Annotated in this window: 11 protein-coding genes, 1 pseudogene and 2 riboswitches; of the genes and pseudogenes, 2 read left to right on the plus strand and 10 right to left on the minus strand. The window is 65.4% G+C overall.

What is annotated here, in order from left to right:
• Window positions 1-36 precede the first annotated feature (36 nt).
• Window positions 37-699, plus strand: coding sequence for an aspartate/glutamate racemase family protein (locus RX329_RS28865; RefSeq protein ID WP_085385840.1), 663 nt, complete (start codon window positions 37-39; stop codon window positions 697-699).
• Here RX329_RS28865 and RX329_RS28870 read toward each other — a convergent pair.
• The 7 genes and pseudogenes from RX329_RS28870 to RX329_RS28900 all read right to left on the minus strand — a co-directional run bounded on the left by RX329_RS28870 (window position 696) and on the right by RX329_RS28900 (window position 11,603).
• Complete coding sequence (locus RX329_RS28870) at window positions 696-1,364, minus strand: flavin reductase family protein (RefSeq protein ID WP_085385942.1); 669 nt, start codon at window positions 1,362-1,364, stop codon at window positions 696-698. The two genes, RX329_RS28865 and RX329_RS28870, sit on opposite strands and share 4 nt — an antisense overlap.
• A 5-nt stretch (window positions 1,365-1,369) precedes the next feature.
• Complete coding sequence (locus RX329_RS28875) at window positions 1,370-2,302, minus strand: N-carbamoyl-D-amino-acid hydrolase (RefSeq protein WP_317244721.1); 933 nt, start codon at window positions 2,300-2,302, stop codon at window positions 1,370-1,372.
• 137 nt (window positions 2,303-2,439) lie between these two features.
• Window positions 2,440-3,735: an aminotransferase class III-fold pyridoxal phosphate-dependent enzyme gene (locus RX329_RS28880; RefSeq protein ID WP_247370771.1), complete on the minus strand. Its 1,296-nt coding sequence runs from the start codon at window positions 3,733-3,735 to the stop codon at window positions 2,440-2,442.
• A 10-nt stretch (window positions 3,736-3,745) separates the two neighbouring features.
• Complete coding sequence (locus RX329_RS28885; protein WP_247455103.1) at window positions 3,746-5,326, minus strand: hydantoinase B/oxoprolinase family protein; 1,581 nt, start codon at window positions 5,324-5,326, stop codon at window positions 3,746-3,748.
• Window positions 5,323-7,331 (minus strand): annotated as a pseudogene (locus RX329_RS28890) (hydantoinase/oxoprolinase family protein). The gene RX329_RS28885 and the pseudogene RX329_RS28890 overlap by 4 nt, the downstream one beginning before the upstream one ends.
• A gap of 469 nt (window positions 7,332-7,800) precedes the next feature.
• Window positions 7,801-9,234 carry a PepSY domain-containing protein gene (locus RX329_RS28895; RefSeq protein WP_317244722.1) on the minus strand — a complete coding sequence of 478 codons (1,434 nt, stop codon included), beginning with the start codon at window positions 9,232-9,234 and terminating at the stop codon, window positions 7,801-7,803.
• An 11-nt stretch (window positions 9,235-9,245) separates the two neighbouring features.
• Window positions 9,246-11,603, minus strand: coding sequence for a TonB-dependent receptor (locus RX329_RS28900; RefSeq protein WP_247404359.1), 2,358 nt, complete (start codon window positions 11,601-11,603; stop codon window positions 9,246-9,248).
• Window positions 11,604-11,718: 115 nt separating this feature from the next.
• Window positions 11,719-11,921: riboswitch (cobalamin riboswitch) on the minus strand.
• A 72-nt stretch (window positions 11,922-11,993) separates the two neighbouring features.
• Here RX329_RS28900 and RX329_RS28905 point away from each other — a divergent pair.
• The gene (locus RX329_RS28905; protein WP_247393796.1) at window positions 11,994-12,566 is read left to right on the plus strand and encodes a histidine phosphatase family protein; all 573 of its coding nucleotides are present in this window, start codon (window positions 11,994-11,996) and stop codon (window positions 12,564-12,566) included.
• Here the strand turns inward: RX329_RS28905 and cobT are convergent, their stop codons facing one another.
• The 3 genes from cobT to RX329_RS28920 are packed head-to-tail and all read right to left on the minus strand — an operon-like array spanning window position 12,567 to window position 15,110.
• Window positions 12,567-13,619 carry a nicotinate-nucleotide--dimethylbenzimidazole phosphoribosyltransferase gene (cobT, locus tag RX329_RS28910; protein WP_317244723.1) on the minus strand — a complete coding sequence of 351 codons (1,053 nt, stop codon included), beginning with the start codon at window positions 13,617-13,619 and terminating at the stop codon, window positions 12,567-12,569.
• 15 nt (window positions 13,620-13,634) lie between these two features.
• Window positions 13,635-14,384, minus strand: a complete 750-nt coding sequence (gene cobF / locus RX329_RS28915; protein WP_247474373.1) for a precorrin-6A synthase (deacetylating) — start codon at window positions 14,382-14,384, stop codon at window positions 13,635-13,637.
• Window positions 14,385-14,432: 48 nt separating this feature from the next.
• On the minus strand, window positions 14,433-15,110 hold the full coding sequence (locus RX329_RS28920; protein WP_085395464.1) for an energy-coupling factor ABC transporter permease: 678 nt from the start codon (window positions 15,108-15,110) through the stop codon (window positions 14,433-14,435).
• A gap of 36 nt (window positions 15,111-15,146) precedes the next feature.
• Window positions 15,147-15,367: riboswitch (cobalamin riboswitch) on the minus strand.
• Window positions 15,368-15,386: the final 19 nt, after the last annotated feature.

Below are 15,386 nucleotides of genomic sequence, written 5' to 3' on the forward strand. Positions count from 1 at the left end.
CAAGTTAAGTGATCGAAATTTTGCAGGAAGACCAGCATGTCCCGACCGCGCATTCTCGTCATCAATCCAAATTCCAACCCTGCGGTCACGCGAGGGCTGGAGGACGCGCTGAAGCCGCTCGGTTTCGAAGGCGGGCCGGAACTGGTCTGCCAGACGCTGGCCGAGGGTCCCTTCGGCATCGAAAGCCAGGCCGATGTCGATGGCGTCGCCATGCCGCTGCGCCGGCTGGTCGAGGGCGACAACAGCTCGGCGGCCTTTGTCATCGCCTGCTACAGCGATCCCGGGCTTCAGGTCTGTCGCGAAGGCACCGACCGCCCCGTGTTCGGCATTGCCGAGTGCGGCGTGCTGACCGCGATGGCCCGCGCCGAGACCTTTGGCGTCATCGCGATCGCCCAGCGCTCGATCCCGCGTCACATGCGCTATCTCAGGCAGATGGGACTGACCGAACGTCTTGCCGGCGAGCGGCCGCTCAACATGAGCGTCGCGGAAACCGCCTCGGGCGAAGGCACGCTGGCCAAAATGATCGAAATCGGCCGCGCGCTGCGCGACGAGGACGGCGCCCGCGCCATCGTGATGGGCTGCGCTGGCATGGCACGGCACCGCCGCCCGCTGGAAGACGCGCTCGGCATTGCCGTGATCGACCCGACACAGGCGGCCGTCACCATGGCGCTGGGTACAGTGCAGTTCTCGAATCACTAGGCGTCCTTCAGCACTTTGGCGTCCTGCCGCGCGAGCCATTGCGCGTGGCTCTCGCGGACTAGCGCGAACGTGTCCCGCTGCGTCGTGTAGAGATTGCCGAACATGCGGCCGATCGGCCGGTAGGCGTCGAGGTCGACATACATGTTGGCCTCATCGACGAGGCCCTCGCGGGCGTGAACCCGGAGCACCTCGCCGACCAGCAGCTCGCGATCGGGCGAGAAGGTCAACGCGACATGGCGCCGGCATTCGAGCGCAAAGGGGGCCGCGGCGAGGCGCGGCACCTTCACTTCGATTGAGGGAAGCGTCGCCAGCCCGGCCGCGGCGACCTCGCTGTCGCCGGACGGAAAATCAACCGCGCAGTCGTTCATCGCCACCGACAGCGCCTCGTCCACCATGTGAACGACGAACTCGCCGTCGCGATGGATGTTGCGGGTGGTGTCCTTCGGGCTGTGATCCGGCTTGTGCTGAAGCCCGAGTACGATCAGCGCCGGGCTCTCCGAGAACACGTTGAAGAAGCTGAAGGGCGCGGCGTTGACCGCCCCGTTGGCATCGAGCGTCGTCACCAGCGCAATCGGCCGTGGCACCACCACGCCGCAAAGCAGCTTGTAGCGGTCGCGCGGATCGAGCTCGCGCAAGGGAATACCTGATGTGCCCTTGTCCGCCATCGACATCACTTCTCCGGCGGTGGCACCGCGCCGGTCTGGCTGGTGATCAGGCCGTAATGCTCGATGCGGCGGTGCTGCGCGAAATTGAAGATCGTGGTCTTGCCGAATGTGGTGGCATCGAGATCGCAAGGGTGGACCAGCAGCTCGTCCTCCTCCGTCTTCGCTTCGGCGACGATTTCGCCATTGGGATCGACGATCAGGCTGCCGCCGAACAGCGGGTGTCCGTCCTCGTTACCGGCCTTGGCCACCGCGACAACCCAGGTCGCGTTCTGATAGGCGCCGGCCTGCGCCGAGAGGCGGTTATGGAACAACCGTTTCTCGACGCCTTCATCGCTCCTCTCCGCATTCACCGACGGCGTGTTGTAGCCGATCAGCACCATCTCGACGCCCTGCAGGCCCATCACGCGATAGGTCTCGGGCCAGCGCCGGTCGTTGCAGATGGCCATGCTGATGATGCCGCCCAGCTCGCGCCAGACATTAAAGCCGAGATCGCCCGGCTCGAAATAGCGCTTCTCCAGATGCTGGTGCGAGCGCTTGGTGTCGTATTCCACATGGCCCGGCAAATGGATCTTGCGATATTTGCCGACGATCTTGCCGGATCTGTCGGTCAGGATCGCAGTGTTGAAATGATGCCCGTCGGGCGTCAGCTCCGCATATCCGAAATTCATCGCCATCTCGTGCTGTGCCGCGCGCTCGAACAACGGCCGGGTCGCCGCATTGGGCATCTCCCGCTCGAACCAATTGTCGAACTCGGCCCGGTCCTCCACGTACCAACGCGGAAAGAAGGTCGTGAGCGCCAATTCCGGATAGACGATCAGGTCGGCGCCCTTGCTCTTGGCCTCATCCATCAGCGCAATCATGCGCTTGACCACGGCCTCGCGGCTGTCCGCTTTCTGGATCGGGCCCATCTGGGCGGCGGCAACATTGACGATACGCATCAGCGATTTCCTGGTGATGTCTTTGAGCTAAGCTACAGTTTCAAGTACGTGCTGGCGCGCGCAGCATAACGCAGCATCGCCCGGACTTGCCAGCCGGCGCCTGCACATCGGCATCGTGTGCGCTGCACGGTCCATCCTCATGTCTGCTCCTCATCCGCAACATCGAGACCGTGGTCCAGCGCGTCCAGAAGCTGCCCGGCCTCATGCTCGGAAATCACGAGTGGCGGCGCGAGGAACAGCGAAGTCTGCTCGCCGCTGGTCCCGATCACGGCGCCGGCCTCCAGCGCCCGCTCCGCGACGCGCGAGGCAATCGGCACCTCGGCGGTGTCGGCGTGCCAGGAGCGCCAGTCCGGCCCGTGCAACTCCACGGTCCAGTGCAGCCCCTGCCCCGCCACGCGCTGCACGCTTGGATGCTTCTGCGCGATGGCGAGCAGGCGGCGGGTGAACAGCTTTTCGAGGCCCCTGACGTGCTCCAAAATCTTGTCATCGTTCACGACCTTCAGATAGGCGCTGACGGCAGCCATGCTGATGGGATGCCCGCGCAACGTGCCGTAATTCTGCCAGCTCGTGCCCTTGAGCCGTTCGACGATACCTTTCGACACCACGACCGCGGCAACCGCCGCCGCGCCACCGCCGAGCGATTTTCCGAGCGTCACGATATCGGGACGACTTTCGGCTCCCTGGAACGCGAACCAGCGCCCGGCACGGCCCGCACCAGTCACCACTTCGTCGGCGATCCAGTAGGAGCCGGCCTGCCGCGCGCACCGCGCCACCTCGTCCTGATAGGCGCCATCGTAGTAGATGCCGCCTTGCGTGTAGTCGATGATCGTCGCTGCCGTATCCGAAAGCAGGCGCGTGGCATCGGCCAGATATTCGCTGGGCGGAACATTGTTGGCCGGCGCGCCGTAGATCGCGCCGTGCGGTGGCGGCAATATCCGCACCGGCGCCATCGGCGCGGGCAGCCGCGAACCGCCTGAATGCACCGCGAGGCCGCCATGCCATTGCGGCTGCACGGTCATGCTGCGCGAGAGGCCCGTAATGCCGTGATAGGCGCGTTCGCGCGTCGCCAGCGCAGACCGCTGCGTCAGGGCCTGACAGAGCGACAGCGCCATGTCATTGGCCTCGCTGCCGCTGATGCAGAAGCGCACCGCGCCAACCCAATCGTCTTCGCCCTTGAACGCGGTGGCCATCAAGTCGTCAGCCGCCTGCTCGCGGCCGACCCAGGTCCAGCCCTCGTTCACGACGGGCGTATCCGCGGCGCGGCGGATCGCCTCCACCATCGCGGGATGACGATGTCCGAGACCGCCGCCGGTGTTGCTGCCGTCGATGAGCTTGCGACCATCCGACAGATGAAAATAGATGCCCTCGCCGCCGACCACGGCCATGGGCGCGCTGTCGCCGGCATTCAGCCCGGTTCGCAACAATCTGCTCATCGCAATCCCTTCATTCCGCGGCCTCGGCGCCGTAGCCACCGCCACCACAGGTCTCGATCGTGACGAGATCGCCTTGCTGCAGCACCAGGTTCGACTTGCCGTCGATCGCGACGTTCGCGCCCTGCCTGATCAGCGAGATGCGGCAGGCCTTGCCGGGTTCGCCGCCTTGCATGCCGAACGGCGCGACCACCATGCGCTCGATGCAGGTGGTCAGATGCATCGACGGCGCCAGGATGCGATAGGTACGGATGACGCCGTCCCCGCCGCGATGGACTCCCGTGCCGCCGGAATTCCGACGAATGGCCTGCTGCTCGACTTGGATCGCGTAATTCGCCTCGATCACCTCGATTGGCGTGTTCGAAGTGTTGGACAGATGCACCCGCGTCGCGGAGATGCCGTCCCGATCATGCCGCGCACCCTCGCCACCACCGTGGACCTCGTAGAGCATCTTCCACGAACCGTTTTGCCGCGGCTCGGCGAAGAAGAGGACGCCTGCCGTGGTCGCCCCACCAGCCGACAGACGTTCGGGAATGGTGTCCTGCATAGCGCGGAAGATCGCATCGACGATGCGCATCGAGGTCTCGTGATTGCCGGCCGCAACCGAGGCATTCCACCCCGGCTCGAGAATAGAGCCCGGGCGCGTGATGATGGTCAGCGGCCGCAGCGCGCCCGCGTTCTGGTTCATGTCGCGCCCGCTCATGATGCGCGCGGCATAGGCCACCGCCGAGCGCGCCATGAACGGTGTCGTGTTGCAGAAATTCGAGACGCGGCCGCAGCTTCCCGAGAGGTCGAAGGTCGCTTCGTCTCCGGCAATGGTGATCTTGACATGAATGCGCGCCGGGGCGTCGTTGACGCCACCGTCGTCCAAATAATCCTCGCCCTCGTAGACGCCATCAGGCAGCTCGCGGAGCGCCTCGCGCATCTCGATTTCGGAGAGATCGTGCAGGCGCGACTGCGCCGCCGTGAAGACCGCCTTGCCGTGCTCGCGGCATAGCTCGACGATGCGCTTCTCACCGGCTTTCGTTGCGGCGATCTGGGCGAGAAGATCGCCCTCGCAGGATTCCGGATCTCGAACATTGGCCTTGAGCAGCTGCACGATCGGCGTATTGACGCCGCTTGCCGTGGCGATCAGAACCGGCGGAATGCGCATCGCCTCCTGGAAGGTGTCGATGGCTTTCGCAAAATAGCTGCCGGGCCAGGTGCCGCCGATATCGGGCCAGTGTGCGAGGCTGACCGCGAACGCCACGATCTCGCCGTCGATGAAGACCGGGCGCACGACCTTGACGTCATTGAGATGATTGCCGCCGAGCGGGCCGACATTGTAGATCAGAGCGTCGCCGTCCTTCAGGCTGTCGCGCGGCACCACTTTCAGCAATTCGAGGACCGTATAGGCCATCGCGCCGAGATGGATCGGGATGTCGCGGCCCTGCCCGACCAGGTCGCCGCGGCCGTCCGTGATCGCCGACGACAGGTCGCCGGCTTCACGCAGCAGCGGCGAGCGCGCCGAGCGCGTCATCACCAGGCTCATTTCCTCGGCGGCGGCCGAAAGCCCGTGCCTGATGACCTCGACGACGAACGGATCGAGCTTCATGCGGCCCCCCGCGTCAGGAACAGATTGCCTGAAACATCGGGCCGCGCCTGCCAACCGGGCGGGACCACCACGGTCGACCATGCGTCTTCAATGATGGCCGGGCCGCTGACGATCTCGGTCAGCGAGGCGCGATCGATGATGCTTGTGGCGATGTCATGAAAGCCGTCGAACGAGCAAATGCGATTGCCGGCGGATACCCTGGCCGCGACGGCCGGCCGGCTCACGACGGTCGTCGACGGACGGCGTGCCTGCACCCGCACGGATTCGATGACGCAGCTCTCGCTCGTCGCATAGCCGAACAGCTCGTGGTGCCGGGCCAGAAAATCCTTCTTCAGCCTGATAATGTCGAGCGGTCGCACGAACGGCACCGGAATGGCGTCGTTCTGCGCCGCGTAGCGCATCAAGGCCACCAGCTCAATCTGAATCTCGGTCGCGGCAACCCCGTTGGCGATCAGCGGCGCCGAGGCATCGTCGATCAGCACCCCGATCCGCTCCGACACACGGGCGAGGTCGATGCCGTCAAGCGCCGCGCGCAGGGTTTGCTGCTGGAGGAAGCTGAAATCGGCGGTGAGACAGCCCAGCGCCGAGAACGCGCTCGATGCACTGGGAATGACGACCTCGGCAATCCCGTAGAGATCGGCTAGGCCCGCGGCGTGCATCGGGCCGCCACCGCCAAAGGCGAGCAGCGTGCAGTCGCGCCCGTCGATGCCGCGCTCGACGGTGACGCGGCGGAGGGCGCGCGCCATTGTCGCGTTCGCGACCTTGATGATGCCGAGCGCGGTGTCGGTCAGGCTCAGCCCCAGAGTGCCCGCGATCGGTGCGATGACATCAGTCGCTGCCTTGATATCGATTCCGATCCGGTCGCCGAGTTTGGTTTCGGGATTGAGATAGCCGAGCACGGCGTTGGCATCGGTGATGGTCGGCTCGGTACCGCCGCGGCCGTAGCAGGCCGGTCCAGGCTCGGAGCCGGCGCTTTCCGGTCCGACCGTCAGGCCACCGGAGCCGTTGCGCACGATCGAGCCGCCGCCCGCCCCGATCGAGTGCACCGCGAGCATCGGCTGGCGCAGCGGCTTGTCGCCGAGCATGCGGCCGTCGGTCATCTCGGCCTGACCGTCGACGATCAGGCACACGTCGGTCGTGGTGCCGCCCATATCGAACGTCAGCATCCGGGACGTGCCGAGCTGGCGCGCGATGCTGACCGATGCGGAGACGCCGGCCGCGGGGCCCGACATCGCCATCACCAGCGGCCGCCGCTTCACGGCCGAGATCGGCACCATGGCGCCGGCCGAATGAAACACCTGCAGGCCGGGACCGATCGGCAGCCGCAGCTCCAGTTCGCTGAGATATTCCACCGCAATCGGCATCGCCGCGGCGTTGAACACGGTCGCCGAAGTCCGCTCGTATTCGCGCGCCTCGGGATTGACCTCGTGCGACAGCGAGACGTGGGCAACGACGCCCTTGAGCCGCTCGCCGAGCATCTTCTCGTGCACCGGATTGGCATAGGCATGCAGCAGCGCGACCGCGACACTCTGCACGCCGGTCCCCTTCAGCCAGGCCACCAGACGCTCGATCTCCGCGTCATCCAGCGCCTTCAGCACCCGCGGCCCTCGTGATCGAGGCGCTCAGCAAGCCCGAAGCATCGTTCCGGCGGCACCAGCGGCAGCGATTTTGGCGGGACGTCGAGACGATAGAGATCGCGGCGGCGATAGCGCGCGATCTCCAGCACGTCGGCAAAGCCTTCGGTCGCCACCAGTGCCACTTTCGGCAGCCGTCCTTCGACGATGGCGTTGGTCACGCGCGTGGTGCCGTGGACGAAGCGCTTGACCTCGCTCTTGCGCAGGCCGACCGCCTCGATCGCCTCCAGCATCGCCTGAACCGGAGCTTGAGGTCGCGACGGCACCTTCGCGATCCGTGCCTCCGCGGGGGAGTGTCGGATCGCGATGATGTCGGTGAAGGTGCCGCCGATATCGGTGCCAACTTCCCAGTGATTTTCGTCAGTGCTCATGTGTGGGTCAGCTGCGGACGACATTCGAACCGGACGCCGGGTGGTTCCCGTCCTTCGCGAGGTTCAATCGCAAACCGAGAGCGCTCATCATCATCCCCTGTCATGCCACCGCTTGCGAGCGTGCGACAGAGCGATGGCCTCGGGATAGGGCCAGAGTTGTCGCAATGCACTGGACCAGCCCGCGACCGGCGCGGCGCGGCGAGGCACATTTTAGTGCAGCCCTGCCCGCATGGAGAGCACGTCGGTGTGGATCGTTCGACGCGACATAAGTGCGGCGCACCACGAATTTTCCCGGACGAAACACCACATCCGCTGCAGCGCAATCCACGCGCCCCGCACGCACTGTCTAATTTGCAGGCGATCGACCGGCCCTACGGACCATGCGATTGCTTATGAGCTATGCATGGCAGTCGGCTCAGCCTCTCTTTATTGTACGATCAGTAAGCGGTGGTTTTGCCCGCTCCGGCTCTCAGGCCGCGAAGGACGGACGCAGGCGGCGCCAGCCGATGATGATGCCCGTGATGGAGAACAGAAAGCCAAGGGAGCAGAGCCCGACGACCAAGCCGTCGCGCAGCAACGGGTGCGCGACGAGAACCGGAAAATCCAACGTGTGCAGCGCGCCGTAGAACCAGCGATAGGCCCGCCGCGATGGATCCAGCCTTTGCAGCAAATTGCCGTCGGCGCCGTCGATGTCGAACCAGAGGTCACCGCAATACGAGCGGTAGACCGGGGCGCCCGGGACAGTGGACCGCGCGGGATAGTTGTCGTCCTCGGCAAGTACAGACGGACCGCCGCAGCCGGCCGCCAGGCGCGCGGTCAACCCCTGGACCTCGTGCACATCCAGAGATCTCGTCGGTCCATCGCGGGGCGCGTCCCCTGCCTTGATCAAGGTCTGACCGGCAAGGGCCGTTCGATCCCGCCGATAGAGAGTGCCGTTGAAGGCAAACCATTCGATTTCACGGGCCGATGGCGATACAGGCTGCCGATCGAGCGATGGGGCCGCCGTCCAGTTCGGTGAAGCGTTCATCACGCTGGATTCAGCGGAGGCCCATTGCCCGCGCGAGAACAGCCGCCCGTGATCCATGGAGAGCCAGCCGCTGAAAATCCAGCTCAGCACGAACACCATCGCAACGAGGCCGATGAGATGATGCAGCGCATGCCAGCCGCGATAGGGCGAGCCGATCAGACCGCTGCGAGGTTTGATCCGCGCAAGCCCGAGCACAGAGCCAAGCAAAGCCGCGATCAGGGCCAGCAGCGACAAGGTCCAGACCACGCGATCCCACAGCGACCAGTTGCTTCGCAGGACCGTTGGATAGATCCAGTGCAGCACACTCCCGACCAGATTCCAGGTCCGCTCGTTGCGCGTCGTATCCAGGACGATCTCGCCGGTGAGCGAGGAGACATAGACTTCCCTCCCGTCGGCATCACCGAGGGCAACCCGAAACAAGGGCCGATGGCGGTCAAAGCCGTTCGGCACGCTCCATTGGTCGTAGTCCGAGCGCGCAACGATCTCGGTTGGTCCGGCATCCAGCCCGCGGCTGCGGGCGTGATCTCGCGCGATGGCCAATGCGACGTCGGAAGACGCGACCGACGCGTCGCCCCCATCGGAGGCGCGGATTGCGCCTGCGCGCGATGGCCCCGAGACGACATAGACCGGGCCGTCGCTGCGCTGGATCAGGCGAACGCGCGTCGCATCCGCGATGCCGCTCGCGGCAACGGCATCGGCGACTGCAATCCTCGTCCCAGCACTCGCCAGCGGCCCAAGCCCGGCGAAGCGTTCCGCTTCCGTCAGAGACGGAAACGGAACGAAGTGCATCACGATTCCCGTCGCGAACCACATCGCGAACAGCAGGCAGAACGCGATCCCGAGCCATCGATGCAGCAGGACGATCGCGCGCATCATCGATCAGCATCCTACCATTTGAATGCGGCCGAGAGTTCATAGGTGCGCGGTGCACCCAAGAGGATCTGGTCGGGATAGAACGGATCGCCCCAGATCGCATAGCGCTTGTCGGCGATGTTGCGCACCCGGAAAGTCAGGCGAGCCTGGTCGACCGCGTTGAACACCGTCTTCGGGATGTCGACGAAGGCATAGACGTCCGCGACAGTGTAGGCCTTCATCGTCACGACATTCGCATCGGTGTTGTAGCGGTCGCCGACGTGACGGCCGGTGACGCCGACTTCCACGGGCCACGGCGTGAAGAACCGATACGACGCTCCGGCATTCGCCACGACGCGCGGCACGTTCGGCGGCGTGTTGCCGGAGAACGAGCCGCCGACAAAATTAAAGTCGGCGTAGCGCGCATCGACATAGGCGATGTTGCCCCAGAGACGCAGGGGACCGATCGGACGCACGGACGCGGCAAGCTCGACGCCCTTCGATTCCTGCCGTCCGGCAAGGTTGAGCTGCATGCCGCCGGCCGCGGCATAGACGTTCTTGCGCAGGATGTCGTAGGCCGAGAACGACCACTCCGCCCGGTTGTCCCAGAACAGGTGCTTGACGCCGGTCTCGTAGGTGCGCGCGGTGGTCAGGTTCAGCGGATCGGTCGGATTGAGCAGGAAGATGTTGTTGGCCGAGATGTCTGCGCCGGTGGCGTATTGGCTGAAAAAGGTCAGGCCCGGTACGGCTTCCCAGGTGTAGCCGATACGGCCCGTGGTCGGGACCCAGGATTGCGAGAACGGGAAGTTCGCCTTCTCCAGACCGAACTTGTCGGTCGAATTGCGGTCGAGCCCGATATGCTCGACGCGCAGGCCGCCGACCAGCGCAAAGGTCCGTGTCAACTTCAACCGGTCCTCGAACGACAGCGCCTCATTGTCGATGCGCGCGGTCTGCTGCTGAATGGTGAGCAGGCCGTAATAGCCGCGAGGCGGATCGACCAGCGGAACGGAATCGCCGGGGAAATTTGCGGCGCCCGGCCTCACGAAATCAAGGTAGCTTGAGGAAAGCGTCGTGACCAAACGGTTGTCAAAGCCGGCGATATTCGCATCCCAGATCAAATCGGTGACGTTGCCGACCAAGCGTTGGCTGTGCGCGACATAGAAGCGCTCACGATCGACCATGTTGGTCCCGGAATTGAACGCCTCGATCTCATTGTTGAACCATGTGCGCTCAGCTCCGTAAGCATAGGCTTGACTTTTCAGCGTCAGGTCGGGCGCCAGATTCAGCTCGAAACCGCCGCGCAGCCACACCTCCTTCGCTACGTTCCTGTTGTCGAGGACGTTGTAGTTAGTATTGAAGGTGCGGTCGTCGATCGTGACGGCACCGAGATCGGTTTTGTTGTAGTTCGAGACGTAATTGCCGGAAACGATCCCCGTCGTCGCATGCGAGCCGCTGAAGGCAATCGGCACCAGCGGCGCACCCCAATAGGCTTTCGAGCGATCTTCGCGATACTCGATCGCGCCCCAGACCTTGAGGCTGTCGGAGATGCGGTAGTTGAGCTGGCCGGAGACATCGAGCGTCTTGGTGTTGGTGTCGTCGGCAAAGCCGTTGAGCGAGGAACGGCTGACGTCGAAGCGGTAGTCCAGCCCCTGCACATTGGTGCTGCCGCCCGAGCCGTAATGCGCCCGGAACGAGTTCAGCGAGTCCCAGGAGAAATCCGCCTCGTTCCGGATCGGACCGGTGTGCGGCTGCTTGGTGACGAAGTTGATCGCGCCGCCGGCGGCGCCCTCGCCTGACATCAGTGATGCCGGACCCTTCAGGAATTCGACAGCCTCCAGATTGGCCGTGTCCATGATCCGCGAGGTCATGTTCTGCGGACCGATCTTGATGCCGTTGTAGAGCGTGTTGATCTGGCTGTTGGTGAAGCCGCGCATGGAGAAAGCCGAAGGCTCGGCCGGATTGTCGCCGGCTGTGACGCCCACCGCTCCCTGCGCGACGTCGGAGACTGTGCGGTAGCCCTGCTCGCGCATGGTTGCGGCCGAGATCACCTCCACGGTCGCGGGTGTTTCTCGCACGGTCAGGCCGAGGCGCGAAGCGCTTTCGGCGACGGCATTGGTGTTGAGCGGCGTCTGTGCCGCCGTGGTCGGCACGACGGGCTTGGGCACTGCGGATGCAGTCCCCGGCCGGCGCGCTGCTGCGCGGCGTGAGCTCTGCGCGTCCCGTCCGGCCGGGCTGGACTGCCTGCGGGATTGTGGCGCCGACACCTCGACGGGCGGCAGTGGCTCGCGGGCCTGCTGCGCCAAGGCCGCTGGCATGTCGATGGCGACGAAAGATGTGAGAGCGGCGGATGCCAGTAGGAAACGGCGTGGTCGTACGATACGAAGGGAATACACGGTCTTGGACCTCGGAGTGACGTCAGTGGCACGTCACCGCGAACCAGGGTCCCATCGTCCGGCTTGCAGCCTTCCGATGAAGCCGAATGTCTGTACTCCCCGACCGACATCTTCGCGTGTGACCACGGCTGACGGCAGGTCTCCTGGCTCGCGGGTCAATACCTTGCATCGCCTTCCCGGGACCGAGATACCCAGTGGCTCGTGACGCAAGATTCGCCGCTTACAGTTGCGGGGGCAGCCACGGCATTGGGGACAAACTCCCCGCACCGCATTCCCTTTTCATCCCCTCTCGGGGAAACCGTCGCGAGCATCTAGGATTACGATCCAGACAGAGTCAATGTGCCAGTTGCGGCGTTATTGCCACAACGACCAGTTTCCTTGGAGATAAGCATGGGAGGCGAGACCTTCCTCTGGCTGATACGGCACGCGCCCGTCGATGGCGTCGCGGGGACGATCCATGCGGCCGACGCACCGGCCGATCTCGGCGCTCGGGCGCAGCTGGAGGCACTGCGGCAGCGCCTGCCGCGGGACGCCGCGAGCTATGCGAGCCCGTCGCGGCGCACCGTCGAAACGGCCCGCGCGCTGGGGCTCGAGCCGCTGCAGCTGGACGAATTCAGCGAGCAAGACTTTGGCGACTGGACCGGCCGTCGGCATGACGAACTCGCCGCGACCGGTGGCGAGGCCTATGCACGGTTCTGGAGCGATCTGGCGCGCGGACGGCCGCCCGGCGGCGAAAGCTTTGAGGAACAGGTCGCGCGGGTCCGCCTGGGTTTGTCGAAGATCGGCACCGGGGCCGCAACGCTCGTCGTGCATTCCGGCACGATCCGGGCGGCGCTGTGCATCGCGCTCGACCTGACGCCACAAGCGGCCCTGCGCTTCATGATCGATCCGCTGTCGCTGACCAGGATTGACCGGCTCGCGACCGGCTGGCGCGTCGTCTCCGTCAATCAGCGGACGATTTGATCAGGCCGGACGATCAGGCACATTGGCCTGCGCAAAGGTCGCCATGCCGTTGTGGAGCGCGCAGGCCGACCGCACCAGCGGCAGCGCGATGGCCGCGCCCGATCCTTCGCCGAGCCTGAGATCCAGGCTGATCAGCGGCTGCACGTTCAGCGCGCGCAGCACCAGCCGATGCCCCTGCTCCGCCGACTGGTGCGAGGCCAGCAGGAACAGCTGGCACGAAGGGTTGAGCCGCACCGCCGCCAGCGCCGCGACCGACACGATGAAGCCGTCGATCAACACGGGGATGCGGTGCTGTGCAGCCGCGATAACGGCACCGCAGATGGCGGCGATCTCGAGACCGCCGACGGCGCACAGGATCTTTTCGGGCGCAGCGCCCGCAATGTCATGGCGTGCGATTGCAGCGTCGATCACCCGCGCCTTGTGCGCACGGCCGGCCGCGTCGATGCCGGTACCGCTGCCCGCGATCTCCGCGGCGCTCACGCCGAGCAAGCCGGCCGCGATCGCCGCCGATGTCGTGGTGTTGCCGATGCCCATCTCGCCGAAGATCAGAAGATCGGGCTGCCCGGCCTGTGCGCGCGTCACCGCACGTCGGCCGGCTTCGAACGCAAATGCCAGCTCCGTGGGGGTGAGCGCAGCTTCGACGCTGAAATCGCGCGTACCGCTGCGCGGCTTGTCGGTCACGATTCCAGCCATCTCCTCCTGCGCCAGCGTGCCGGCGTCGACGACCTCCAGGCTGGAGCCCAGCTCACGCGCCAGCACCGAGATTGCGGCACCGCCGGAGGCGAAGTTCGCCAGCATCGCGATCGTCACTTCCTGCGGATAGGCCGAGATGCCCTGCGCGACGATGCCGTGATCGCCGGCGAAGATGATGATCGGCACCCGCGCCGCGCGCGGCTGCTCGGTTGCTTGCAGGCCCGCAAGCTCGATCGCGAGCTGCTCGAGCCGGCCGAGCGCGCCGGTCGGTTTCGTCAGTTGCGCCTGCCGCGCCACCGCCGCCCCGCGATGGACTGCGGAGATATCGGGGCATTGTTGGGTGACCCATTCGGGGAGCATGCTGCCTCGCTTGCCTCACAGCCTGCGCTTGAGGATGTAACTGTCCATGATCCAGCCGTGCCGTTCGCGCGCCTCTTGCCGCACGGCGACGATGCGCGGGCCGATCTCGGCCAGCGCGCCGGACATCACGATCTGATCGGGCATGCCGAGATAGGCCCCCCACCAGATGTGCAGGCCCGCCGGATCAAGCGACTGGAACGCCGTGCCGCCGTCGAGCATCACCACCACGGTATCGACACCTGCCGGCCAACCGCCATCGCGCAAGCGGCGTCCGGTCGAAACTAGAAAGGGCTCGCCGATGTCGTTGAGCGGCAACGCATGCGCCGCACACAGCGCCTGGATCGAGGTGATGCCGGGCACGACCTCGATTGTCGGCAAGGGATCGAGCCGCCGCGCGATACGCAGCGAGGAATCGTAAAGCGAGGGATCGCCCCAGATCAGCAGCGCGACCTTGCCCTCGCCTTCGAGATGATCCCCGATCGTCTGCGACCAGACGGCGGCCACGGCATCATGCCAATCGTCCACGCCCTTGCGATAGTCCGCTTCAGCGGCGTCCCGCACGGGCAGATCGAACTCGGCAATGCGGGTCGTGTCGCTGGTGAGCACATCGGCGCAGATCGTCCGCCTGAGATCGGCGAGGTCGGACTTGGCCGTCCCCTTGCGGGGGATCAGGACGAGATCGGCCGCGTTGATGGCAGTAATCGCGGCACGCGTGAGCTGCTCGGGATCGCCGCAACCGATGCCTATCAGAGAGAGCGTGAGCATCGTGCCTGCGAAAGGCGGCCGCACATGGGGCCGCCCGTTCGCTTGTCTCTAGGCGGCGTTGTGCAAACGCGGCGTGACGAGGCCGGGCGCGGTGACGCCGCGCAGCGACTTTGCCAGCGCCAGCACGCCGAGATCGGCGAGCGGCTCAATCACGATGACCAGCGCATAGGACGCCGCGAAGGTCGCGATGTTGGCGAGGTTGGTCGCGCCGAAGCCGGAGCCATAAATCGCCCAGAACGCCACCCAGGCGATGACGCCCGCCTGATAGGTCGTCGAAAGCGCCAGCGCCTGGCGGTACTTCAGATCGACATAGGCCGTGTTGCTTGAAATGATCCGCGTGGCGATCGCCTGGATTCCGAACAGCGGCACCAATAGCGTGGTGACGTTCATGCCATATTGCGGCAGGTCGGGCGGCTCGAAGAAGATGCCCTGGAACAGCAGGCCAAACGCGAGGCCGAAGGCCGCAGGCGCCGCGCCAAACAGCAGGAACAAGGTCGAGCCGAGGATGAAGTGCACTTCGGAGACGCCGACCGGGAAGTGCGGCAGGATCTCGAAGAAGATAAACACAAGTCCCGTGGTGGCGAGCGTCCGCGCCGCGAACGACGTGATGCCCTGCTCGCGCACGGTCTCAACCGCGAGCTTCAGGGCAACACCGCCGACAGCGATGCCGGTTGCGTAACTCAATACGAGCTTGGCGTCCGAGACTAGTCCGGGTTCGATATGCATGGCTCAGATCCTTCTTGCCGTCACACCCGACGGCCTTGGCCTCAAAACGTGCACGGCCGGTCTCCTGGCTCGCGGTTCACTGGGAGTCTCCGGCCTTCCCGGGCCTCGCGGCCCAGTGGCTGATCGAAGTCCCTCACCGCTTACAGTCGCGGGGGCGGCTGGGGTTTTGGGCGCCGCAACTGGGTCCGCCCATCCCCATTCCCGATTATGCTCCGGCGCTTTGCGCCGCGTCGAGCACCATGCGTCTCCTGTGTGCCTCTTTCGCCGGCCGGGCGT

It is taken from the genome of Bradyrhizobium sp. BWC-3-1, assembly GCF_032917965.1.
Taxonomy (GTDB): Bacteria; Pseudomonadota; Alphaproteobacteria; order Rhizobiales; family Xanthobacteraceae; genus Bradyrhizobium; species Bradyrhizobium canariense_D.

What these genes read in the sequence shown, in the direction of transcription:
- RX329_RS28865 (WP_085385840.1), top strand. Translation starts at nt 37, where the DNA reads ATGTCCCGACCGCGCATTCTCGTCATCAATCCAAATTCCAACCCTGCG.
- RX329_RS28870 (WP_085385942.1), bottom strand. Translation starts at nt 1,364, where the DNA reads ATGGCGGACAAGGGCACATCAGGTATTCCCTTGCGCGAGCTCGATCCG.
- RX329_RS28875 (WP_317244721.1), bottom strand. Translation starts at nt 2,302, where the DNA reads ATGCGTATCGTCAATGTTGCCGCCGCCCAGATGGGCCCGATCCAGAAA.
- RX329_RS28880 (WP_247370771.1), bottom strand. Translation starts at nt 3,735, where the DNA reads ATGAGCAGATTGTTGCGAACCGGGCTGAATGCCGGCGACAGCGCGCCC.
- RX329_RS28885 (WP_247455103.1), bottom strand. Translation starts at nt 5,326, where the DNA reads ATGAAGCTCGATCCGTTCGTCGTCGAGGTCATCAGGCACGGGCTTTCG.
- RX329_RS28895 (WP_317244722.1), bottom strand. Translation starts at nt 9,234, where the DNA reads ATGATGCGCGCGATCGTCCTGCTGCATCGATGGCTCGGGATCGCGTTC.
- RX329_RS28905 (WP_247393796.1), top strand. Translation starts at nt 11,994, where the DNA reads ATGGGAGGCGAGACCTTCCTCTGGCTGATACGGCACGCGCCCGTCGAT.
- cobT (WP_317244723.1), bottom strand. Translation starts at nt 13,619, where the DNA reads ATGCTCCCCGAATGGGTCACCCAACAATGCCCCGATATCTCCGCAGTC.
- cobF (WP_247474373.1), bottom strand. Translation starts at nt 14,384, where the DNA reads ATGCTCACGCTCTCTCTGATAGGCATCGGTTGCGGCGATCCCGAGCAG.
- RX329_RS28920 (WP_085395464.1), bottom strand. Translation starts at nt 15,110, where the DNA reads ATGCATATCGAACCCGGACTAGTCTCGGACGCCAAGCTCGTATTGAGT.